Below are 22652 nucleotides of genomic sequence, written 5' to 3'. Positions count from 1 at the left end.
GTCTGGGTCAGCGATTCGGCCGTTTGCGCGTCACCAGCACCGGGCAGACCGAGAGCCGGGTGCACTGGTCGCTGACCGAGCCCAACAACAGTCCGGCCAGGTTGCCGCGCCCGCGGGAACCGACCACGAGCATCCGCGCCTCACGCGACACCTCGATCAGGCTGCGGGCAGGCCCCGCATGCACGGCCCGGTAGTCGACGGTCATGTGCGGGAAGGCATGCACCAGCGCAGCGGTGTCCTCGATCAGTGCGGCCCGAACCGCCTCCGAGTATTCGGCGAACGTCGACACGTAGCCGAACTCCCAGTTCGCGGGCCTGGGGGCGGTGTCGATTGACCAGGCGCGCACGATCACGACCGGGGCGTGCAACTGATCGGCGAGCCCGAGCGCCGTGCTGAGCGCGTGGTCTGCGAAGGCCGAGCCGTCGTGGCCGACGACGATGCTGCCGGCCGGTGACGGCGCCGGCGTGGACGCCTCGGCGGTTTCCGGTGTGCCTGCAGGGGTGGTGCCTTCGGTGCTCACGGCGGACTCTCCGAACTGGGGGATGAATGAGGAAGAACGATCAGAACACTTCCAGATTAGCGAACTGCCGTTCAGGTGTCCAACTTGGGGGGTGGGACCGGCACGAGCACGGCGAGCAGCTCGTCGAGTTCGTGGCCTTCGGACACCGGATGCCGGAACGGTCGCCCGGGGGCGATCTGGTAGCTGTTGCGCCGCCCGACCCGGGTTCTCGTGATGTAACCGCTCGCCACGAGATCGGCGATGATCTTCTGGGCGCCGCGCTCGGTGACGCCCACCCGGGAGGCCACTTCGCGCATCCGGCACTGCGGATCCCGCGCGATCGTGACGAGAACGTGCGCGTGGTTGGTCAGGAACGTCCAGCGGGCGTCGCTCCCGGGGGTGGGCCGGGGCTCCTGGTCAGGGTCCGATGCGTTCATGTAAGTGAGATTAGTCCACCGGTGTCGCGCCGTCTTGCGCCCGGGGCACGAACGCCGGCCGGTCGGGCGCGTCGACGATCAGGTTCGTGATGCGCGCGGTGCACAACCGACGGCCCTGGTCGTCGCTGATCACGATCTCGTGGCAGGCGATCGTGCGCCCGAGCCGGATGGCCGTCGCCACCCCGGTCACGATTCCCGACCGCGCCGCGAGGTGGTGGGTCGCGTTGATGTCGAGGCCCACCGCGCTCCGCCCCGGGCCCGCATGGATCACGGCAGCCCACGAGCCGAGAGCCTCGGCGAAGGCGACGGATGCCCCGCCGTGCAGCAGCCCGAAGGACTGCCGGTTGCCCTCCACCGGCATCGTCGCGACGACCCGCTCCGCGGACTGCTCGACAATGGTCACGCCCATCTTCTCGTCAAGTTCGCCGAGCGTGATCTTCCAGTTCTCGTTCACGTTTCTCCTCTATTCGGTGGTCGAGCTCGCCGAGACCCGCGAGCCCGGCGCCACCCGCAGCCCGTCGAGCGCCACCGCGAGCACATCGTTGGCGAGGTGACCGGCATCTTCCGGCCCCTCCGGCCGGTACCACTCCACGATCGAGTTCACCATGCCGAACAGCAGCCGGGTCACGATCCGAGGGTCGATGTCGCCGCGCAGGGAACCCTCATCGCGGGCCTCCACCACGAGGGCGGATACGGCCCGGTCGAATGTGCGGCGGCGGGCGAGCGCGGCGCGCTCGACATCCGTGTTGCCGCGCACCCGCAGCAGCAGCGTCACGTAGGGCAGCCGGGAGGTGAGCACCTCCACGGCTCCGCGCAGCACCGCGGCGAGCCGGTCGATGGCCGGGCCGCACTGGGCGCTCTGCTTGAGCAGCACCCCTTCGAGTCCGTCGAGGGCCTCGCCGAGAGCCTGTTCCAGCAGCTCCTCCTTCGAGGTGAAGTGGTGGTAGATCGCCGATTTCGACAGGCCGAGGCGGGTCGCGAGCACGCCCATCGAGGTGGCGTCGTAACCGAACTCGTTGAAGGCGGCGACCGCCACCTCGAGAATGGCGGGCTGGTCGTATCCGGGGCGGCCACGTTTGGCCAGGGCTGGTTCAGACATAATCGAGAAGTCTGTCACGGGCCGGGTTTCCGGAGGAACGACCGGCCCGTGACTGCGCGGGTTGTGCGGCAGACTCAGCGCAGGTCGTAGACACGCTTGTGCTTGCCGGTGCTGCGCTCGAGCGTGCCGGGTTCGACGATCAACACGTTGACGCTGGACCCGATCAGGTCCTTGATCTTATGGATCAGCAGCGCTGAGGCGATGTCGGAGGCGACATCGCTGGCGTGCTCGTGCCGTTCGATCCGAACGGTCAGTTCGTCCATCCGGTTCGGCCGGGTCAGCTCGATCACGAAGTGCGGGGAGAGGCTCGGGATGCTGAGCACGATCTCCTCGATCTGGGTCGGGAACAGGTTGACGCCGCGCAGGATGATCATGTCGTCGTTGCGACCCGTGATCTTCTCCATCCGGCGCATGCCGGGGCGCGCCGATCCGGGCAGCAGGCGGGTCAGGTCGCGGGTTCGGTAACGGATGACCGGGAAAGCTTCCTTGGTCAGCGACGTGAACACGAGCTCACCCTGGGTGCCGTCAGGCAGCACGAGTCCGCTGTCGCCGTCGATGACCTCGGGCAGGAAGTTGTCCTCCCAGAGGTGCGGCCCGTCTTTCGTCTCGATGCACTCGTTGCCCACGCCCGGGCCCATCACCTCGCTGAGCCCGTAGATGTCGAGCGCGTCGAAGTCGAGGCGGTCTTCCAGCTCGAGCCGCATCTGATTGGTCCACGGCTCCGCGCCGAGCACGCCCGCCTTCAGGCTGGACGAGCGAGGGTCCATGCCGGCCGCGACCATCGCATCCGTGATCGTCAGCAGGTAGCTGGGCGTGGCCATGATGACGTCCGGTTCGAAGTCCTGGATCATCTTGACCTGCTTGTTGGTCTGGCCGCCGGACATCGGGATGGCGGTGGCGCCCAGCGCTTCGATGCCCGCGTGCGCGCCGAGGCCGCCGGTGAAGAGGCCGTAACCGTACGCGTTGTGCACGCGCATGCCGGGCCGCACGCCGGAGGCGCGAAGGCTGCGCGCCACAAGGCCCGCCCACATCCTGAGGTCCTTCTTCGTGTAGCCGACGACGGTCGGCAGCCCGGTGGTCCCGGAGGAGGTGTGGATGCGCGCGACCTGGTCCATCGGCACCGCGAACATGCCGAACGGGTAGGAGACGCGCAGGTCGTCCTTGGTCGTGAAGGGCAGCATGGCCACATCGTCCAGGGTGCGGATGTCGTCCGGGTGCACTCCGGCCTCGTCGAACTTGCGGGTATAGAGAGGAACGTTCTGGTAGGCGAGCCGTACGGTCTTCTGCAGCCGGGTCAGCTGTAACGCCTGCAGTTCGTCACGGGACATCCGCTCCTCGGGATCGAGTTCATCCTGGGCCGGGGCGTGCAAGCGGGTCTTGGTCATCGTTGACATGAGGCCTCCTGGTGGAATGCGGATTTAAAGTACGGGAGCGACGGAACCAGGCACGGGAAAGTTGGTGGTGCGGCTGCGCCCGCGAAACTCCGCCACCGGCACGTTGTGCTCGTTGGCAACGCGCACGTCATAAAGTCCGGAGCGACCGCTCTTGGTGCGCAGCACGGCGGTCGCGGTGAGGGTCTGCCCGGCGGCGGTGGGCTTCAGAAAGGTGATGTCGGCGCCCGACGCGAGCGTGACGTGGTGGTCGTCGTTGCAGGCGATCGCGAACGCCGTGTCGGCCAGAGCGAAGACGATCCCGCCGTGCGTCACGTCGAAGCCGTTCATCATGTCGTCCCGCAAGAGCATCGAGACGACCGCGCGGCCGGGCTCTGAGGCGTGCACGACCATGCCGAGTGCGGCCGATGCCCGGTCGTTCTCCATCATGGCCCCGTTGGAGGGCGGTAAAACTTCCGTCATGTGGTTCTCCTCATTGAGTTCCGCGGGCCGCAACGCATGGTTGTGGGGGTCGTAGGGAAACCATATACTAACTGAACGATCGGTTGGTAAAAGTTCGCCAAACCCAGGAGTCAACGATGACAATCCCGCCAGTTCCCTACGCTATCGCCCCGGACAGCGCCGCCACGGTGTCTGCCGAGGAACAGCAGTTCAACGACCTGATTGCCGCCGATTCGCGAATCGAGCCGCGTGATTGGATGCCGGACGGCTACCGCAAGACCCTCATCCGCCAGATTTCCCAGCACGCGCACTCCGAGATCATCGGGATGCAGCCGGAGGGCAATTGGATCACCCGGGCGCCCAGCCTGAAGCGCAAGGCGATCCTACTGGCCAAGGTGCAGGACGAGGCCGGCCACGGTCTCTACCTCTACTCCGCCGCGCAGACTCTCGGCATCAGCCGCGACCTGATGACGGACCAGCTCATCGCGGGCAAGGCGCGCTACTCCTCGATCTTCAACTACCCGAGTCCCACCTGGGCCGACATGGGCGCCATCGGCTGGCTCGTCGACGGCGCCGCGATCTGCAACCAGGTGCCGCTCTGCCGCGCGTCCTACGGTCCCTACGGGCGCGCCATGGTGCGCATCTGCAAGGAGGAGTCCTTCCACCAGCGGCAGGGCTTCGAGATCCTGCTCGAGCTGATGAACGGCACGCCCGCCCAGCGCGAGATGGCCCAGGAATCGGTCAACCGCTGGTACTGGCCGGCCCTGCAGATGTTCGGGCCGCCCGATGACGACTCGCCCAACTCGGCGCAGTCGATGGCCTGGAACATCAAGCGGTTCTCCAACGACGACCTGCGCCAGCGCTTCGTCGGAATGCTCGTGCCGCAGGCCGAGGTGCTCGGTGTGACGCTGCCGGACCCGGACCTGCGCTGGAACGAAGAAAAGGGTGCGTACGACATGGGCGAAATTGACTGGACCGAATTCCACGAGGTGCTCGCGGGCCGCGGACCGGCGAACGCCAGGCGCCTCCAGCGCCGCCGCGACGCCCACGACGAGGGTCAGTGGGTGCGTGAGGCTGCTGCCGCGTACGCCGCCAAGCAGGCCGTGAAGGCGGTCGCATAATGAGCGCTCCCGGTGCATCCGAGAAGGAGATCTGGCCCCTTTGGGAGGTTTTTGTGCGCTCCAGCCGCGGAATCAGCCACACCCACGTGGGTTCCCTGCACGCCCCCGACGCCACCCTCGCGGTGCGCAACGCGCGTGACCTCTACACCCGCCGCAATGAGGGCGTCTCGATCTGGGTCGTGCCTGCCGACGCGATCACCACGAGCGATCCGGATGCGAAGGGTGCCTTCTTCGAATCGCCCGCCGGCAAGAACTACCGCCACGCGAGCTACTACACGAAGAGCGAAGGGGTGAAGCACCTGTGAGCGACACCATCGAGCAGGACGGCCACGGCCACGTCGACGTCGACACGGTCCAGCTCTCCGCGGAACTGGTCGAAGCGGCATCCGTCGCCTCGCACGACGTGGCGGAATACGCGCTTTGGCTCGGCGACGACTCGCTCGTGCTGGCCCAGAACCTGGGCTGGTGGATCTCCCGCGCCCCGGAGCTGGAAGAGGACATCGCCCTCGGCAACATCGCCCTCGACCTGATCGGGCACGCCCGTTCCCTGTTGCACTACGCCGGGGCCGAATCCGGCCGAACCGAGGACGACCTGGCGTACTGGCGTGACGAACCCCAGTGGCGCTCGGCGCACCTGTTCGAGCAGCCCAACGGCGACTTCGCGCACACGATCGCCCGTCAGTTCATCGCGGCGCACTACCTGTTCGAGCTCTACAGCGCGCTGATGCAGTCGACGGATGCGACGCTCGCCGCGATAGCGGCCAAGGCCGTCAAGGAGGTCGACTACCACCGCGACCATTCCATCCAGTGGGTGCTGCGCCTCGCTCAGGGCACCGAGGAATCCCGCCGGCGCATGATCACCGGTCTCTCCGACCTATGGCCGTTCGTGGAGGAGCTCTTCGTCGACGAGCCGCTGATCGGCCGGCTCGAGGGCGTCGCCGTGCGGCCGTCCTCCCTCCAGGCCTCAGTCCTGAGCGCCATGTTCCCCGTGCTCGCCGAAGCCGAGCTCGAGGTTCCCCGCGGCTTCATCTCCTCCGGGGGCGGGCGCCGCGGCGACCACTCCGAGAACCTCGGGCCGCTGCTCGCCGAGATGCAGGTGCTGGCGCGGGCGCACCCCGGCGCGAAATGGTGACCGTGGCCTCCCTCGCCCGTCCGCGTCCGGGCGACGCGGCGTCGCAGAAGGCCTGGGATATCGCCGCCGAGGTCTGCGACCCGGAGGTCCCCGTGCTCACGATTGAAGACCTGGGAGTGCTCCGGTCGGTCGCCGTTTCGGCCGACGGAACCCACGTCATCCTAACGCCGACCTACAGCGGATGCCCCGCGATGGAGGCCATGCGCGACGACGTCCGGGCGGCCCTCACCAATGCCCACTACCAGAACGTCACCGTGGAACTCGTGCTCGCCCCGGCCTGGACCACCGACTGGATGAGCGAGGAGGGCAAGGCGAAGCTGGTCAGTTATGGCATCGCCGCCCCGACCGGCCACTCCGGCGTGCGCCCGACCGGCGCCGTCCGGCTCCAACTCGCGGTCAAGTGCCCGCGCTGCTCCTCACTGAATACGCGGGAACTCGCCCGCTTCGGTTCGACGTCGTGCAAGGCGCTCTACGAGTGCCGGGACTGCCTCGAACCGTTCGACTACTTCAAGGTGTTGTAACCATGGCCGCACTCAATCTGGGCAGTACCGATTCAGCCGTTCTCGACCCTGCCACCGAGCCTACGAAGCGCCGCGCCCGGTTCCACACCCTCGCCGTCGGCGAGGTGCGTCAGCTCACCCAGGACAGCGTCGAGGTGACCTTCCTGGTTCCCGAGGCGCTGCAGGGGGAGTTCGACTACGACCCCGGGCAGCACCTGGCGTTGCGCGCCACGATCGGCGGCCGGGAGCTGCGCCGCAGCTACTCGATCTGTCGTCCGCACGCGCTCGGCTCGGTCAGCGTCGCGATCAAGCGCGACCTCGGCGGGGTCTTCTCCAGCTGGGCGAACACCGAACTCCGGGCCGGGGACCGCCTTGACGTGATGAGCCCGCAGGGCACGTTCACCACCGCGCTGGACACTCTGGACGACAAGCACATCGTCGGCATCGCCGCCGGCAGCGGCATCACGCCGCTGATGTCGCTCGCACACACCGTGCTCGAACGCTCGGAGACCTCCCGCTTCACGCTCGTCTACACAAACCGCACCGCGCTCGACGTGATGTTCCTCGACGAGCTCGCCGACCTGAAAGACCGGTACCCGGCCCGGCTGGCACTGCACCACGTGCTCTCGCGCCAGTCTCGCTCCTCCGCCCTGCTCTCCGGCCGGATCGACGAGGAGAAGCTGCGCCTGATGCTGGCCAGCATCATCCGTCCCGCCGCCGTCGACGAGTGGTTCCTCTGCGGGCCGTTCGAACTGGTGCAGTTGTGCCGCGACACGCTGGAGAGCGTGGACGTCGAGCCGGGCCACATCCGGTTCGAACTGTTCACGACGGGGGAGCCGACGCACGCGGTCGGCGACACCGGGCGGCCGGTGGTCGTCGGAATCGGCGACAAGACCTTCGAGATCGAGTTCACGCTCGACGGCGAGAGCGCCACGGTGACCACGCCCGTCAACGCGAAGGAGAGCATCCTGAACGCCGCCCTGCGTGTGCGGCCGGACGTTCCGTTTGCCTGCGCTGGGGGAGTGTGCGGCACCTGCCGCGCCAAGCTCGTCAGCGGTGACGTCACGATGACCGAGAACTACGCCCTCGAACCGGACGAACTGGCCCGCGGCTATGTGCTCACCTGCCAGTCGCACCCAACGACCGACCGGGTCGTCGTCGACTACGACGTGTAGCGCCACTCGCCCATCAGATATGGCGCGCAAGCGCAGAAAGCGGTTCCCGTGATCGAGCTGTCCATCCGGGACGACGTGGCCTACGTCGTCCTGAACGCCCCCGACAAGCTGAACGCGCTCGACGAGGCCGGCCTGGCCGAGCTCGCGGCCGCATACGAGACCGCGGAGGCGGCCGGCGTGCGCGCCCTCGCGCTGCGCGGCGAGGGCCGCGCATTCTGCGCGGGCCGTGACATCTCGGGCATCGACCCGCGCGACGACGATGTGATGGGTTTCCTGGGGGGACTCGTCACGCCGTTGTTGCAGCGGATGAGCGCCTTCCCGGCGCCCACCTTCGCCGCCGCGACCGGGGCCTGCCTCGGGGTTGGCCTCGGCCTGCTGATCGCCACGGATGTCGTCTACGTCGCCGACACCGCGAAGATCGGGTCCCCGTTCGCGAACCTCGGTGCCACGCTCGACTCCGGCGGCCATGCCCTGTTCGTCGACCGGCTCGGCGCGCACCGCACTCTCGACCTGATCTACTCCGGCCGGCTCATGTCGGGCGCGGAGGCCGTGGCTGCCGGCCTGTTCAGCCAGGCATTCCCGGCCGACGAGGTGACGGATGCCACGTCGACGGCCGCCCAACGGGCCGCACAAGGGGCGACTCAGGCGTTCCTCGCCAGCAAGGAGCTCGTGCGCGCCCTCCGGGACGACCGGCTCGGCCTCTGGCAGAGCGTCGCCGCCGAGAACCGGGCGCAGGCGGCCCTCTGCGACACCGCTGACTACCGGGAGGGCTTCGCCGCCTTCCAGCAGAAGCGCAAGCCCGCATTCACCGGCCGCGACTGACCCGTCGCGTCCCTGTCCTGGCCCGTCCCTGCCGCCCGCGTCGAACCAATTCGACGGAGATTCTGGGAAAAAGGCGGTTCCCGAAGGTTCTGGGGCCGTTTCGGGCAAAATCTCCGTCGAATTCGTTAGGGCCGGTCGCCGCGGTCGCCCGCAGCGACCACATCCGCAGCATCTGCCGACCAGGTCCGCGGCGCGGGTTCTACGCCGCTGCGCGGCTGGCACGCCACGCGCTTTGCGGCGCAGCACCCGCGTACCGCTCCTGGAGCGTGCGACGGATGCCGCTACGCGGCTGCGCCACCCAGGTAGGCGTTGTGCACCTCGGGGAGTTCCACGAGCTCGGCCGGGGTTCCCGTGAGGGCCACCCGTCCGCGGTGCATGACCACTGCCCGGTGCGCGATCTTGAACGAGGCGCGCACATTCTGTTCCACGAGGAGAACCGCGAGCTGCTTCTCGACGCAGAGCCGGGAGAGCACGTCCATGATCTCCGCGACCACCTTCGGCGCGAGGCCGATGGACGGCTCGTCCAGCATGATCGCCGTCGGGTTCGCCATCAGGCCGCGCCCGATCGCCACCATCTGCTGCTCGCCACCCGAGAGGGTTCCGGCGGCCTGACCCATCCGGGTGCGCAGCCGGGGGAACAGCTTGAGGATCGAGTCGACGTCGCCGTGGCCCTTCTTCGTCCAGGCACCCAGCATGAGGTTGTCACGCACCGAGAGGGTCGGGAAGCACAGCCGGTTCTCGGGCACATGGGTCAGGCCGAATCCGGCCATCTTCTCCGTGGGCTTCCCGGTGATCGTGCGACCCTCGAGGCTCACGCTGCCCCCGGTGGGCCGGATGAGGCCGCTGACGGCTCGCAGCAGGGTCGTCTTTCCGGCCCCGTTCGAGCCCACCACAGCCACGATCTCCCCACGCGCCACCTCGAAGCTGACCTCGTGCAGCACCGCGAGCTTGCCATAGCCGGCGTCCAGTCCGGAAACGATCAGCGTCATGCGTGCTCCTCCAATTCGTTCAGTTCCGCTTCGGCCTCGTCGAGGTCCGTGCCCAGGTAGGCAACGACCACGGCGGGGTCATTGCGCACGGAAACCGGGTCGCCGTAGGCGATGAGCACACCGTCGTCGAGCACCGCGACATGGTCGGCGAGGGACATGACCTGCGCCACATCGTGCTCGACGAGCACGATCGTGAGCCCGGCGGTCCGCAGCCGCCGCAGCAGCTCGGCCATCACCTCGCGCTCAGCGCCGGATAGGCCGGCCATCGGCTCGTCGAGGAGGAGCAGGGCCGGCTCGGCGGCCAGAGCCCGGCAGACCTCCATGATTCGCTGCTTGCCGAACGACAGATCCGAGGCCGAGTCGTCCGCGGCATCCGAGAGTTTCATCGACTGCAGGATCTCGTAGGACGCGGCGCGGTGGGCGCTCTGCTCACCCGACTGCAGCCCCAGCATTCCGCGGAGGACGCCCGCGCTTCCCTTGCGGTACCTGCCCATGTACACGTTGCCGACGACATCCGTCGAGGTGAAGACCTGCAGGTTCTGGAACGTGCGGGTCAGCCCGTGCGCGGCGGCGACGTGCGGTTTGCGGCCGGAGATTACCTGGCCGAGGAACGTGACGGTGCCCTCGCTTGGGGTCAGTGCTCCGGAGATCATGTTGAAGCAGGTCGTCTTGCCGGCACCGTTGGGGCCGATCAGACCCAGGATGCTGCCGGCCGGCACGGTGAGGTTCACATCGTTGACGGCGACGACGCCGCCATATCGTTTGCTCAGTCCCTCGAGGACGAGGATCGGCTCACCGGCCGCGACCGGGGTGCTGACCGCCGGGAGCTGCGGAATCGTCGTGTCATCCTCCGGGACGTGCGCATGCGCGTCGCCGGGTGGGCGCTTCCCGGTGAACGGCAACTTCTGCCACAGCGTGGTCGCCGCCTGGTGGAGGCCGCCGGGCAGGAGCAGGATCACCAGGATCAGGACGATACCGTAACCGAGCAACTGCACCTCTCCGGTGGCGCCGGGGAAGACGGCCGGGATGACGTCGCGCATGCCCTCGCCGAGGAATTGCACAAGGAAGGCACCCGCGACGGCGCCCCAGACCGATCCCAGGCCCCCGATGACGACCATCAGCAGGATCGAGACCGACAGGTGGAATTCGGCGGTGGCGGGGCTCACGATCGCGACCTGGTAGGCGTAGAACACTCCGCCGAGGCCCGCGAAGCCGGCGGAGAGCACGAAGACTTCCAGCCGCAGCGCATAGGTGTTGACGCCGAGGCTCTCGGCGGCGAGTTCGGAGTCGTTGACGGCCGAGAGGGCGCGACCGGCGCGGCTGTGGGTGAGGTTGAGGGCCAGGATGAGCCCGATCACCACGAACGGCGTCACGAACCAGAGGAAGAAGCCGCTGTTGTCGATCGGGATCCCGAGCACCGTGGGTCGCGAGATGCCGTAGATGCCCGTGGTTCGTCCGGTGACATCCCATTCGCGCACGCCGATCATCACGATGAAGCCGAGCCCCAGCGTCGCCAGCGCGAGGTAGTGGCCGCGCAGGCGCATCAGCGGAAGGCCCACGAGCAGGGCGACCAGCATCGCGGCGAGAACACCGACGGTGGCCGCCACCGGGCCGGGCAGATCGAGCTTCGTCAGCAGGATCGCGTGGGTGTACGCGCCGATCGCGAAGAACGCGGCCTGCCCGAGGCTGACCTGCCCGGCCAGACCCATCAGCAGGTTGAGCCCGATGGCCGGCAGGGCGAAGATCATGGCGAACACGACGATGTTCATAACCGAGGAACTTGCCGTGAAGGGGACCACGATCATCAGCGCGACGAGCACGCCGCAGCCGATCAGCGTGCTCTTGTTGTTCGCCCAGAAACGCGTGCGGAGGGAGCGCGTCCCGGCGAGGCTAGGTGTGGTTGCATGTGTCATTTCGCTACACCCTGACCGCTGTGGGCTTGAGAACGAGGCCCTGGGGACGGACGACGAGCACAAGGATGAGGATGAGGAAGGCGGCGCCGTCCCTCAGGCCGGACGAGACGTACCCGGCCACGTAGGCCTCGATCACGCCGAGCAGGAGAGCCCCGACGATCGCGGCACGAAAGGAGACGAAGCCGCCGAGGACGGCGGCGACGAAGCCCTTGAGGCCGAGCAGTACGCCGCCCGACCAGAGCGAGAGGTAGATCGGGGAAGCCACCACGCCGGCGACACCCCCGACGAAACCCGCAATCGCGAAAGCCAGCACTGACGCGGTGACCGGTGAGATCCCCACGATGCGCGCCGCAACGGGCTGCTCCGCACACGCCCGCAGGGCCTTGCCCCAGCGCGACTTCTCGTAGAAGAGCACGATTCCGCCGCCGACCACGACGAGGGCGCCGATCATCCAGAATTCCTGAGAACGGATGCTCACCCCGCCGATCAGAATGTTGGTCCCCGGGAACAGGGGCACCCCCTTGGCCTCGGGCCCCCAGGCCAGCAGCATGATCGCCTGCAGCAGAGTCGAGACGCCGAGGGTCAGGATGATGGACGTGAGCGGGGTCAGCTTCTTCACCCGCGCGATGATCAGTCGTTCCATCGCAATGGCCACCAGGGTCACCGAGAGGATGGCGAACAGGATCGCGAGAAGGAGCGGCATCCCGGCCGCGGCGAGCCAGGCACTCCCCAGTCCGGCCAGCATCGCGAACTCGCCCTGGGCGATGTTGATGACGTGGCGAACCGTGTAGACGGCGATCAGGCCGACGGCGAGCAGGGCGTACACAGAGCCCTGTGAAAGCCCTGCCACCGTCAACTGCAGGAAATCAGTGAGCACGATTAGTCCTTGAGGAGGTTCCAGCGACCATCCTCGGCCTCAGCCAGGATGAGGGCGGTGGCGTCGAGGCCGGAGTGGTTCTTCGCGGTCATCTGGAAGACTCCGGAGATCCCGGTCCACTGGGCGCTCTCGAGTTCGTCGCGCAGGGCATCCGCGTCGGTGCCGGCGGCCTCGATCGCGTTGACGGCGATGTGCCAGGCATCGAACGCGTGGCCCGCGAAACCGGACGGCTGCTCGCCGTAGGCCGCGTTGTAGTCCGCCTGGAACTGCTCGATGACCTCGCGCTGGGTGTTGTCGGCCGCCAGCTGGTCGGCGACGAGCAGGCGGCCCATCGGGGCGATGACGCCGTTGGCGGCGTCACCGGCGGCGTCGAAGAATGCCTGGTTCGAGATGCCGTGCGAGTGGTAGACCGGCTTGTTCACGCTGAGCTGCACATAGGCCTTCTGGGCCAGGCCGGCCGAGGGGTTGATGCCCCAGATGATGACGGCGTCGGAGTCCGAGCCGCGCACGTTGGTCATCTGCGGGGTGAAGTCGGTCGCGCTCGGCTCGAAGGCCTCCGTCATGACCAGGGTGATGCCGCGCTCGGCGCCGAGGTCTGTGATGTACTCCGCGACCCCTTCGCCGAAACCGCTTGCGTCGCGCACGAGGGCCAGCTTGGTGTATCCCTTCGCCTCGGCGTCGTCGAGGATGCGCTCGAGCACGACCACGTCGTTCTGTGCGGTCTTGAAGACCCACTTCGAGCCCTCGACGATGGCCACGTTGGCCGCGACGGAGATCATCGGGATCTTCGCGGCTTCCGCGATGGGGCGCATGGCCAGGCTGGGCCCGGTGCGTGAGGCACCGATGATGATGTCGACCTTGTCGCTCTCGATCAGCTTGCTCGTGGCCTTGGCCGCGCCGTCCTCGGTCGACTGGTTGTCGATGATGGTGAGCTCGACGTCGCGGCCGTCGATGCCGCCGTCGTCGTTGAGCTGCTTGGCCAGCATTGTGAGCGTGTTCTGCTCCGGCACGCCGAGGCTGGCGCCGACGCCGGTGACGTCGAGAACCGCGCCGATCTTGATCGGGCCGGCCTCCGCTGCAGGGTCTTCCTTGGCCGTTCCCCCCAGGTTCGAGGTGCTGCATCCGGCCAGCGCAAGGGCTGTGATAACGGCAATCGGCGCGATGAAACGCAGACGAGACTTCTTCATTGGAATCTCCTTCAGAGGAACAGATAATTAGTGACCGACCAGTCGTTCACTAATTCAGGTGTGGGCCTGACAGTACCGTGGCATCGCCGCGCGCGGCAAGGGTCCCGAGGCAGTCGTTCGTAACGAGTGGGTGACGGTGTCGGCGGTGAAAGGATGCCAGTCGGCGCCCGGTCCGTCAGGCCAGCGTGAGCATCCCGGCCGCGCCGAGGGCGAGCGCGAGGCCCAACCACTGCACCGGCGCGATCCGTTCCCGGAGCACCACGGCGGCGAGCAGGATCGTGCCGGCCGGGTACATTGCCGTGAGTACGCTCATCACGCTGAGGTCCCCGGCGCGCATGCCGAGCAGCAGCAACACATTGGCCACGACGTCGATCACGCCGCAGGCCACGGCCAGCCGCAGCCCGATGGTGAGCGTCGAGCGGGGCTGCGGCGCGGCATCCGTCACCGGTCTGAACGAGCCCGTCATCGGCGCGGTCGTCACCAGTGAACGTCGCCGCCGCAACGCGACCAGGGCGAGCAGCCCGACCACGGAGAACATGATCGCCGCATTCACCGCGCGGTTCATCACCAGCGGCACGAGCCCGCTGTCCGCCGGGGTCAGGTCGATCATCACCATGAAGGCGCCGATCATCGTGCCGGAGCCGAGGGCCATCAGCACGCCGAGCAGGCTCGGCCGCACGGCGCCGCGCTCGGGCACGAAACCCACGAGCACCACCGCCACGAGCGCCAGGCCGAGCGCCCAGTAGCCGATCGGGGCGAGGCGGTCGCTGCCGGCCAGCCCCACCGTCATCGGCACGACCGCCGACACCACGGCCGTGAGCGGAGAGAGGATGCTCATCGGCCCGATCGCGAGGCAGGCATAGAGCAGCGAGATCGCGATTGCGCCGCTGACTCCGGACAATCCGCCCCACAGCACGGCCGACGGCGACCAGACCCCCACCACAAACGGTAGGGCGAGCAGCAGGGCCACGAGCCCGGATGCCGCGGCGACGGCCGTCACGAGCAGGGAACTCATGCGCTTGGCGGCGAGCCCGCCAAGGAAGTCGGCACTCCCGAAGATGAGTGCGCCGGTGAGGCCGAGGACCGCGGTAAGCATAGAAAACGAGCTTAGCGAGTGGCCGGTATCCTAAAACCCACAACTGTGTGAGGCGGGGAGACAGGTCGCTGTGAAACGAGGGAACAGGGCGCGGCAGTGGGCAGCGCTCGCGCTGGGCGCCGCCGTGGTGGCCGCGGTGCTGGGGTGGTCCGCCGCCCCGGCGTCGGCCCACAACTCCGTGGGCGGGTCCTCCCCGGCCGCGGGGGCCGTCGTGACTGAACAGCCTTCGCTGTTCACCGTGACAACGAACGACGCCCTGCTTGACCTCGGCGGCGGGGGAGCGGGCAGCGGGATGCTCATCAGCGGGCCCGCGCGTGCGGCCACGCCTCTCTACTACGGTGACGGCTGTATCAGCCTGCTCGGCCCGACCGTCGAGACCAAGGCCCAGCTGGGCCAGCCGGGCGAGTACACGGTGACCTGGCAGGTGGTCTCGACCGACGGGCATCCGGTGTCCGGCGACTTCACCTTCACCTGGCAACCGGCCGCCGACCAGGCATTGGCTGAAGGATCCCCGGCCAAGCCGGTCTGCGCCGAGACCGCGGACGCCGCCGCGGATGCGGCTTCCCCGGATTCCACCGACACAAGCGCCGTCGCCCTCGCCGAAGCCCCCCTCGTCGCCGTCTGGATCGCCGCCGCCCTCGGTGCCGTCCTCCTCGCCGTGGCTGGATCCCTCCTCGCCATCCGCCGACGCGCGCCGCGCCCACCGAATCAGCCCGAGCAGCCCGACCAGCCCGCGTAGCCGACCCGCACCATCGGAGGGCGCAGGTAGAGTTGCCGGGTGAGTTGGAACGCCGAAATACCGTGGAATCCTGACGAGTTCGAACCACCCGACGAATTCGACGCCCCGCCACCGCCCGACGGCTATGCCGGCGGAGCCAGGGAGTGGGAACCTGCCCCGGACCTGGCGGGCCCGGCAGGCCGCGCTGGTGCCGGCGCATCCGCCCTTCGCGTACCCGCAACCCCGCCCCGCCGCGCCACCGCGAAGTTCGCGACGGCCGGCGAGGCCCTGCGCACGGTCTTCGGCTACGACTCCTTCCGCGGCGAGCAGGCCGCCATCATCGACCAGGTCATCAACGGCAACGACGCCGTCGTGCTGATGCCCACCGGTGGCGGTAAGAGCCTGTGCTATCAGATCCCCTCGCTCGTGCGGGAGGGCACCGGCATCGTCATCTCGCCGCTGATCGCCCTCATGCAAGACCAGGTCGACGCGCTCACCGCCGTGGGCGTGCGCGCCGCGTTCCTCAACTCCAGCCAGGACTCCGCCGCTCGGGGCACGGTCGAGCGCGACTACCTCGCCGGCAACCTCGACCTGCTCTACGTCGCCCCCGAGCGACTCTCCTCCGAGGCCACCAAGCGTTTCCTCGACCGCGGCACCATCGCCCTCTTCGCCATCGACGAGGCCCACTGCGTGTCGCAGTGGGGGCACGACTTCCGGCCCGACTACCTGGCCCTGTCCGACCTGGCCGACCGCTGGCCCGACGTTCCCCGCATCGCTCTCACCGCCACGGCCACCGACGCCACCCATAAAGAGATCACCACCCGGCTACAGATGGGCGATGCCCGGCACTTCGTCGCCAGCTTCGACCGGCCCAACATCCAATACCGCATCGTCGGCAAGGCAGAGCCGCGCAAGCAGCTTCTGGCCTTCATCAAGGCCGAGCACCCCACGGATGCCGGCATCGTCTATGCCCTCAGTCGCAAGACCGTCGAGGCGACCGCCGAATTTCTGCGCCAGAACGGGCTCAACGCGCTGCCCTACCACGCGGGCCTCGACCAGGGGTTGCGCGCCCGCACCCAGTCCCGGTTCCTCCGTGAGGAGGGCGTCATCATCGTCGCCACGATCGCGTTCGGCATGGGCATCGACAAACCGGATGTGCGTTTCGTCGCCCACATCGACCTGCCCAAGTCCGTCGAGGGCTACTACCAGGAGACTGGCCGCGCGGGCCGCGACGGCCTGCCCTCCACCGGCTGGCTCACCTATGGCCTGCAAGACGTCGTGCAGCAGCGCCGCATGATCGACGAGTCGCCCGGCGACCTCGGCCACCGGCGCAAGCTCTCCGCCCACCTCGACGCCATGCTCGCGCTCTGCGAGACCGTCAGCTGCCGCCGGGTCAACCTGCTGCGCTACTTCGGCCAGTCCAGCGAGCCGTGCGGCAACTGCGACACCTGCCTCGAACCCCCCGTCGGCTGGGACGGCACCGTCCCCGCCCAGAAACTGCTCTCCACCGTGGTGCGCCTGCTGCGCGAGCGCAATCAGCGCTTCGGCGCCGGGCAGCTCATCGACATTCTGCGCGGCAAGGTGACCCCGCGCACCACTCAGCACAGCCACGACCAGCTGGCCACCTGGGGCATCGGTGCCGACCTCAGCGACCAGCAGTGGCGCGGCGTCGTGCGGCAGCTCCTCGCCCAGGGTTTCCTGGCCACCTCCGGCGAATACGGCACCCTGGTGCTGACGGATGCCGCCGCGGAGGTCCTCGCTGGCCGCCGGACAGTGGAGCTCCGCACCGAGCCCGAACGGGCCGCCCGCCCCGCGGCCGGGGCCCGCAAGAGCGCCGCGAAGGCGGCCGCGGCCGATCTCAGCCCCGAGCAGGAGACCCTGTTCGCGGCGCTGCGGGTCTGGCGCTCCGCCCAGTCCAAAGAGCAGGGCGTGCCGGCCTACATCATCTTCGGCGACGCAACCCTGCTGGCGATCGCCGCGACGAAGCCGGCCACCCTGGCCGACCTCGACGGCATCTCCGGCGTCGGTGCCAAGAAGCTCGACGCCTACGGCGCCGCCCTCCTCGAGGTCGTGTCCGCCGGAACCTGACGCCTCCCGTCCCGTCCCGGACCCAACCCGCGGCATCCCGCAGGACCGGGTAGAACTGAGTCATGGACTGGACCGAGTACTTCAACGCTCAGGCCGGTCGCCCACCGCGTGCGGTGCTGCTCCGTGCCCTCGACCTCCGTGCCCTCGACCTCCGCGCCGACGCGCCACCCGCCCCACCCGGCACTGCGATCGACTTGGGCTGCGGTGCGGGCACCGAGACCCGGCACCTGCTCGCCGCCGGCTGGACCGTACACGCGTTCGACGCCGACCCGGGCTCCGAGGCCAGGGTCCGGACGGGCCTTCGCGCCGCGGAGCAGTCCCGCCTGGTCTTTCACCGGTCCCGCTTCGAGGATCTCCCCGAGTTGCCCGCCGCAGACCTCGTCTATGCGGGGTTTTCCCTGCCCTTCTGCGACCCCGCGGTGTTCCCCGACCTGTGGGCGGGCATCCGCGCGGCGCTGAAGCCCGGCGCCTGGTTCGCCGGAGAATTCTTCGGCCCCCACGATGAATGGGCCGGCCGCGCAGACATGAACTTCCATGATCGCGGCCAGGTCGAGGCGCTCCTGGCCGGTCTGCACGTCGTCGGCCTCGTCGAAGACGACCGCCCCGGTCAGTCCGCATTCGGCCCTCGCTACTGGCACCTCTTCCACGTCACCGCCCGCACCCCGACGACCTGTGCCCCGACGAATTCGACGGAGATTTTGAGCTAAAGCCACGTTTGGGGCTTGTTTTAGGGCTTCTAGGGCAAAATCTCCGTCGAATTCGTTAGGAGCGGCCGGGCCGTCGCTCCGGCAGAGGTGGTGCCCCGTTTGTGGGTAACGGTGCCGTCAGACCCTTTACCGCTGTGGAAACCTACAAGACGAATGCCGGGCGGAGCCTCCTTCGTTGTAGGCCCGTCACGCACTATTTCCCCGCTTCGTGAGAGCCGCCTAGCGTGTAAGAAAATTTCGAGTTCGCGCGAAGACGAAGGACCAATGATGGTTGACACTGCTCAGCGCTCCAACAGCACTACCCCCGCCAAGACGGAGAAGACCCGCGCCAAGACGGACAAGAAGACGGACGCGACCCTGGCCACGACCGTCGCCGTCACGCCCCTCGTGGCGCCCGGCGTCGACACCGGCCCCGTCATGATCGCCGGCCAGGCCGGTGCCCCCACGGTCAACATCGAGTCGCTGCACCGGCAGCTGCTCGGCACCTGGGCCGACGTGCGCCTGCGGGCGCGCGAGCTCACGGCCAAGCCCGAACTGCAGCGCATCGAGGGTCAATCCATGGCCGAGCACCGCGAACGCGTGCTGGGCCAGCTCCTGATCCTGGCCGAGAACGGGCACGTGCACCGCGCGTTCCCGACGCACCTGGGCGGCGCCGACGACCACGGCGGAAACATCGCCGGGTTCGAGGAACTCGTCACCGCCGACCCCAGCCTGCAGATCAAGGCGGGCGTGCAGTGGGGTCTGTTCGGCGCGGCCGTGCTGCACCTCGGCACCAAGAAGCACCACGACGCCTACCTGCCGGGCATCATGACCATGCAGGTCCCGGGCGTCTTCGCGATGACCGAGACCGGACACGGCTCGGATGTCGCGGCCATCGGCACGACTTCGACCTACGACCCTGCCACGCAGGAATTCGTTATCGACACCCCGTTCCGCGCGGCGTGGAAGGACTACCTCGGAAACGCCGCGAAAGACGGCATCGCCGCCGTTCTCTTCGCCCAGCTGATCACCGCGGGCGTCAACCATGGAGTGCACGCATTCTGGGTGCCGATCCGCGACGAGTCCGGGGATTTCCTCCCCGGCATCGGTGGCGAGGACGACGGCCTCAAGGGCGGCCTCAACGGCATCGACAACGGGCGGCTCCACTTCGACGGGGTGCGCATCCCCCGCGAAAACCTGCTCAATCGCTATGGCGACGTCGCCGAGGACGGGACCTACACCAGCCCGATCTCCAGCCCCGGCCGCCGCTTTTTCACCATGCTCGGCACCCTCGTGCAGGGCCGCGTCTCGCTCGACGGCGCCGCCACCCAGGCTTCGGCGATGGCCCTCACGATCGCCATCACCTACGGCAGCCAGCGCCGCCAGTTCAACGCCGGTAGCGACACCGACGAGGAGGTCATCCTCGACTACCAGCGCCACCAGCGCCGTCTGCTGCCGCGCCTGGCCACGACCTACGCGCACACGTTCGCCCACGACGAGTTCCTGGTCAAGTTCGATCAGGTCTTCAGCGGCCAGGCCGACACGGATGCCGACCGGCAAGACCTCGAAACCCTCGCCGCCGCCCTCAAGCCGCTCTCGACCTGGCACGCTCTCGACACCCTGCAGGAGGCCCGCGAAGCCTGCGGCGGCGCCGGATTCCTGGCCGAGAACCGGCTGGTCGGCCTGCGCGCCGACCTGGACGTCTTCGCCACCTTCGAGGGCGACAACAACGTGCTCCTGCAGCTCGTCGCGAAGCGTCTGCTCACCGACTACAGCCGCAAGTTCGCCTCAGCCGGCCCGGGCGTGCTCGCCCGCTACGTCGTGCAGCAAGCTGCCGGCCGCGCCTACCACGGTAGCGGGCTCCGCACCCTGGGCCAGGCGGTCTCCGACTTCGGCTCCACCGCTCGCTCCGTGGGCCACCTCCGCGACACCGCGGTGCAGCGGGAGCTGCTCACCGACCGGGTCGAAACCATGATCGCCGAGATCGCGGGCAAGCTCCGCTCGGCCGGCAAGCTGGCACCGAAGGATGCCGCGGCCCTCTTCAACGCCAACCAGGACCAGCTGATCGAGGCGGCCCGTTCGCACGGCGAGCTGCTGCAGTGGGAGGCGTTCACCCGGGCGGTCGAGACCGCCGAAGACGCCGGCACGAAGCAGGTCCTGACCTGGCTGCGCGACCTGTTCGGCCTCGGGCTGGTGGAGAAGCACCTGGCCTGGTACCTGATCCACGGGCGCCTGTCGGCCAAGCGGGCACAGTCGGTCACGGCCTACATCGACCGCATCATCGCCCGGCTCCGCCCCCACGCCGTCGACCTGGTCGACGCCTTCGGTTACAGCCAGGACCACCTCCGGTCGGCAATCGCCAGCGGTGCCGAGCAGGAGCGCCAGAACGAGGCCAGGGACTACTACCAAACCCAGCGTTCCAACGGCACCGCTCCCCGCGCCGAGAAGGCTCCCGCCAAGAGGTAGCCCCGATCCGGTGGAGAGTGCCCGTTCCGCCGGCCGCTCTCTACCGGAACGGGCACCCTCGTGTCGTACCCAGGTACGAGGCCGGCGGGCGCACAAGCGTCCGCTGGGCCGATGCGTGCAGCATCCGTCCCCCGTAGCGTCGATGACGGGCCGATTTCACACGGTGAGACCGGCCCCACCGATGTACAACGAGGAGACGGATGATTCAGGCACAGTCCCTGACCAAACGGCACGGCGGCAAGACCGCGGTCGACGCGATCGACTTCACCGTGCAGCCCGGCAAGGTGACCGGCCTGCTGGGTCCGAACGGCGCCGGCAAGAGCACCATCATGCGCATGATCGTCGGACTGGACCGGCCGACCGCCGGCTCGGTCACGGTCAACGGCAAGCATTACAGCGAGCACCGGGCGCCGCTGTGCGAGGTGGGCGTGCTGCTCGACGCGAGGGCCGTGCACACCGGCCGCTCGGCCCGCAACCACCTGCTGGCCCTGGCGGCCACCCACGGCATCCCGCCCGCCCGGGTCGACGAGGTGATCGAGCTCACCGGGATTGGAGCCGTCGCCCGCACGCGCGTCGGCGGCTTCTCCCTCGGCATGGGCCAGCGCCTCGGCATCGCAGCGGCGCTGCTCGGCGACCCTGCGGTGCTGATTCTCGACGAGCCCGTCAACGGGCTCGACCCCGAGGGTGTGCAGTGGGTGCGCCAGCTGATGCGGCACCTCGCCGCGGAGGGCCGCACCGTGCTGCTGTCCTCGCACATGATGAGCGAAATGGCTCTCACGGCCGACCACCTGATCATGCTGGGCCGGGGAAAGGTGATCGTGAATGCCCCGGTCTCCGAGATTATCGGCATGGCCGGCACGCACCGGGTGCGCGTGCGCACCCCTCAGTCCGCCCAGCTCGCGGCCCTGCTCGCCCAGCCCGACGTCACCGTCACCACCGGAGAGCCGGACCTGCTCGAGGTAACCGGTATTTCGGCCGGTGACATCGGCGAACAGGCCGCCGCCGCGGGCATCGTGCTGCACGAGCTGACCGGCGTGAGCGCGTCACTGGAAGAGGCTTACCTGGCCCTGACCCAAGACGAGGTGGAGTACCGCGCCAGCGGCTCCGCGCAACTGCAGGAGGCAGGACGATGACCGAGACAACCGCGACCAAGACGCCCGCGCCCGCTGCTTCCTCCTCCCCGGCCGCGGACGGCACCGTGCCCGGCGCCGCATCCGCTGTGCACGGCCTGAGCGCGGCGGGCTTGCTGCGGTCGGAGTGGATCAAGCTGCGCAGCGTGCGCTCGACCGCCTGGTCGTACGCCCTGCTCGTATTGGTCTCGCTCGCCCTCGCGGCGGTCATGTCCTCGACGCTCGACCTGCAGGGTGCGGACGCCTCGATGATCCCCGCGGCCGACCAGGCGACTTTTATCGCCCAGACCGCGACATTCGGGGTGTTCTTCGGCCAACTCATCGTGGCCGTCCTCGGCGCGCTGACCATCAGCGGCGAATACTCCACCGGCATGATTCGGTCCACGTTGACAGCGGTGCCGCGCCGGCTGCCCGCCCTCGCGGCGAGGGCCGCCGTGCTGTTCGTCACGACCTTCGTGATTGGTCTGGCCGCCAACCTCGGTTCCTATCTGGTGGCGTCGCTGGTGCTTTCCCGGCAGGGCTTGGGCGTCAGCATCGCGGATCCAGCCGTGTTCCTGCCGGTGCTCGGCGGTGCGCTCTACCTGGCCCTGATCGCGGTCTTCGCCCTCGGCATCGGCACCATCGTGCGCAGCGGGGCCGGCGGCATCGCGGTCGTGCTCGGTATCGTGCTGTTGCTCCCGATGGTGTTCCAGGTGATCGCTGCCCCGTGGGCCGCCGCGGTGCTGCCGTATCTGGTGTCGAACGCGGGCATCAACATGTTCGGGTTGATGTCGTTCAGCCCGGTGCCGATCGAATGGTGGGTCAACCTGCTGGTGGTGCTCGGCTGGCTCGCGGTCAGCTTGGTCGGTGCCGCTGTGGTGTTGAAGCGGAGGGACGCGTAGAGTC

The 22652-nt window shown here is 68.6% G+C and carries 23 protein-coding genes; 12 read left to right on the top strand and 11 right to left on the bottom strand.

Features of this window, described 5'->3' with window-relative positions; translation table 11 throughout:
- Positions 1-7 precede the first annotated feature (7 nt).
- The 6 genes from CXY81_RS04695 to paaI form a co-directional block, all read right to left on the bottom strand.
- Positions 8-520, bottom strand: a complete 513-nt coding sequence (locus CXY81_RS04695; RefSeq protein WP_233193990.1) for a universal stress protein — start codon at positions 518-520, stop codon at positions 8-10.
- A gap of 71 nt (positions 521-591) precedes the next feature.
- Complete coding sequence (locus CXY81_RS04690) at positions 592-936, bottom strand: winged helix-turn-helix domain-containing protein (RefSeq protein ID WP_104102573.1); 345 nt, start codon at positions 934-936, stop codon at positions 592-594.
- A 10-nt stretch (positions 937-946) separates the two neighbouring features.
- Entirely contained in the window at positions 947-1345 is a 399-nt protein-coding gene (locus tag CXY81_RS04685) for a hotdog fold thioesterase (protein ID WP_104194151.1), read from the bottom strand.
- Between the two features lie 54 nt (positions 1346-1399).
- Entirely contained in the window at positions 1400-2035 is a 636-nt protein-coding gene (locus CXY81_RS04680; protein ID WP_104170553.1) for a TetR/AcrR family transcriptional regulator, read from the bottom strand.
- Positions 2036-2109: 74 nt separating this feature from the next.
- Positions 2110-3420, bottom strand: coding sequence for a phenylacetate--CoA ligase PaaK (gene paaK, locus CXY81_RS04675; protein ID WP_104194150.1), 1311 nt, complete (start codon positions 3418-3420; stop codon positions 2110-2112).
- 33 nt (positions 3421-3453) lie between these two features.
- Entirely contained in the window at positions 3454-3888 is a 435-nt protein-coding gene (gene paaI / locus CXY81_RS04670) for a hydroxyphenylacetyl-CoA thioesterase PaaI (RefSeq protein WP_104194142.1), read from the bottom strand.
- A 116-nt stretch (positions 3889-4004) separates the two neighbouring features.
- On the opposite strand from paaI, the gene paaA reads away from it, so the two are divergent.
- From paaA to CXY81_RS04640, 6 genes are read left to right on the top strand one after another with little or no spacing between them, the layout of a single operon-like run.
- Positions 4005-4988, top strand: coding sequence for a 1,2-phenylacetyl-CoA epoxidase subunit PaaA (gene paaA / locus CXY81_RS04665; RefSeq protein ID WP_104194141.1), 984 nt, complete (start codon positions 4005-4007; stop codon positions 4986-4988).
- On the top strand, positions 4988-5293 hold the full coding sequence (paaB, locus tag CXY81_RS04660) for a 1,2-phenylacetyl-CoA epoxidase subunit PaaB (RefSeq protein ID WP_104102564.1): 306 nt from the start codon (positions 4988-4990) through the stop codon (positions 5291-5293). Before paaA ends, paaB begins: the two co-directional genes overlap by 1 nt.
- Positions 5290-6120: a 1,2-phenylacetyl-CoA epoxidase subunit PaaC gene (gene paaC, locus CXY81_RS04655; RefSeq protein ID WP_104194140.1), complete on the top strand. Its 831-nt coding sequence runs from the start codon at positions 5290-5292 to the stop codon at positions 6118-6120. The genes paaB and paaC overlap by 4 nt, the downstream gene beginning before the upstream one ends.
- On the top strand, positions 6114-6641 hold the full coding sequence (paaD, locus tag CXY81_RS04650) for a 1,2-phenylacetyl-CoA epoxidase subunit PaaD (protein ID WP_104170550.1): 528 nt from the start codon (positions 6114-6116) through the stop codon (positions 6639-6641). Before paaC ends, paaD begins: the two co-directional genes overlap by 7 nt.
- Before the next feature lie 2 nt (positions 6642-6643).
- Positions 6644-7795, top strand: a complete 1152-nt coding sequence (gene paaE, locus CXY81_RS04645; protein ID WP_104194139.1) for a 1,2-phenylacetyl-CoA epoxidase subunit PaaE — start codon at positions 6644-6646, stop codon at positions 7793-7795.
- A gap of 48 nt (positions 7796-7843) precedes the next feature.
- Positions 7844-8617: an enoyl-CoA hydratase/isomerase family protein gene (locus CXY81_RS04640; RefSeq protein ID WP_104194138.1), complete on the top strand. Its 774-nt coding sequence runs from the start codon at positions 7844-7846 to the stop codon at positions 8615-8617.
- Positions 8618-8898: 281 nt separating this feature from the next.
- Here CXY81_RS04640 and CXY81_RS04635 read toward each other — a convergent pair whose 3' ends face one another.
- The 5 genes from CXY81_RS04635 to CXY81_RS04615 form a co-directional block, all read right to left on the bottom strand.
- Positions 8899-9606 (bottom strand): ABC transporter ATP-binding protein, encoded by a 708-nt coding sequence (locus CXY81_RS04635; RefSeq protein ID WP_104170547.1) that lies wholly within the window; start codon positions 9604-9606, stop codon positions 8899-8901.
- Complete coding sequence (locus tag CXY81_RS04630; RefSeq protein ID WP_104194137.1) at positions 9603-11519, bottom strand: ATP-binding cassette domain-containing protein; 1917 nt, start codon at positions 11517-11519, stop codon at positions 9603-9605. Before CXY81_RS04630 ends, CXY81_RS04635 begins: the two co-directional genes overlap by 4 nt.
- A gap of 4 nt (positions 11520-11523) precedes the next feature.
- The gene (locus CXY81_RS04625; protein WP_158252000.1) at positions 11524-12396 is read right to left on the bottom strand and encodes a branched-chain amino acid ABC transporter permease; all 873 of its coding nucleotides are present in this window, start codon (positions 12394-12396) and stop codon (positions 11524-11526) included.
- Between the two features lie 2 nt (positions 12397-12398).
- Positions 12399-13583 (bottom strand): ABC transporter substrate-binding protein, encoded by a 1185-nt coding sequence (locus CXY81_RS04620; protein WP_104194135.1) that lies wholly within the window; start codon positions 13581-13583, stop codon positions 12399-12401.
- A 175-nt stretch (positions 13584-13758) separates the two neighbouring features.
- Positions 13759-14679: an EamA family transporter gene (locus CXY81_RS04615; protein ID WP_104170544.1), complete on the bottom strand. Its 921-nt coding sequence runs from the start codon at positions 14677-14679 to the stop codon at positions 13759-13761.
- 70 nt (positions 14680-14749) lie between these two features.
- On the opposite strand from CXY81_RS04615, the gene CXY81_RS04610 reads away from it, so the two are divergent.
- The 6 genes from CXY81_RS04610 to CXY81_RS04585 all read left to right on the top strand — a co-directional run bounded on the left by CXY81_RS04610 (position 14750) and on the right by CXY81_RS04585 (position 22648).
- Positions 14750-15418 carry a copper resistance CopC family protein gene (locus CXY81_RS04610; RefSeq protein ID WP_104194134.1) on the top strand — a complete coding sequence of 223 codons (669 nt, stop codon included), beginning with the start codon at positions 14750-14752 and terminating at the stop codon, positions 15416-15418.
- A gap of 39 nt (positions 15419-15457) precedes the next feature.
- Positions 15458-17485, top strand: coding sequence for a DNA helicase RecQ (gene recQ / locus CXY81_RS04605; protein ID WP_233193988.1), 2028 nt, complete (start codon positions 15458-15460; stop codon positions 17483-17485).
- 62 nt (positions 17486-17547) lie between these two features.
- Positions 17548-18192: a trans-aconitate 2-methyltransferase gene (locus CXY81_RS04600; protein WP_104194133.1), complete on the top strand. Its 645-nt coding sequence runs from the start codon at positions 17548-17550 to the stop codon at positions 18190-18192.
- A gap of 267 nt (positions 18193-18459) precedes the next feature.
- Positions 18460-20637 carry an acyl-CoA dehydrogenase gene (locus CXY81_RS04595; RefSeq protein ID WP_104194148.1) on the top strand — a complete coding sequence of 726 codons (2178 nt, stop codon included), beginning with the start codon at positions 18460-18462 and terminating at the stop codon, positions 20635-20637.
- 200 nt (positions 20638-20837) lie between these two features.
- Positions 20838-21770 carry an ABC transporter ATP-binding protein gene (locus CXY81_RS04590; protein WP_104194132.1) on the top strand — a complete coding sequence of 311 codons (933 nt, stop codon included), beginning with the start codon at positions 20838-20840 and terminating at the stop codon, positions 21768-21770.
- A complete protein-coding gene (locus CXY81_RS04585) occupies positions 21767-22648 on the top strand; it encodes an ABC transporter permease (protein ID WP_104194131.1) in 882 nt (293 codons plus the stop codon). Before CXY81_RS04590 ends, CXY81_RS04585 begins: the two co-directional genes overlap by 4 nt.
- Positions 22649-22652: the final 4 nt, after the last annotated feature.

This window comes from Cryobacterium sp. M25 (assembly GCF_002929635.1).
Taxonomy (GTDB): domain Bacteria; phylum Actinomycetota; class Actinomycetes; order Actinomycetales; family Microbacteriaceae; genus Cryobacterium; species Cryobacterium sandaracinum.
Note: the sequence above shows the minus strand (reverse complement) of the source record. Positions and strands in the feature narration are given on the sequence as shown.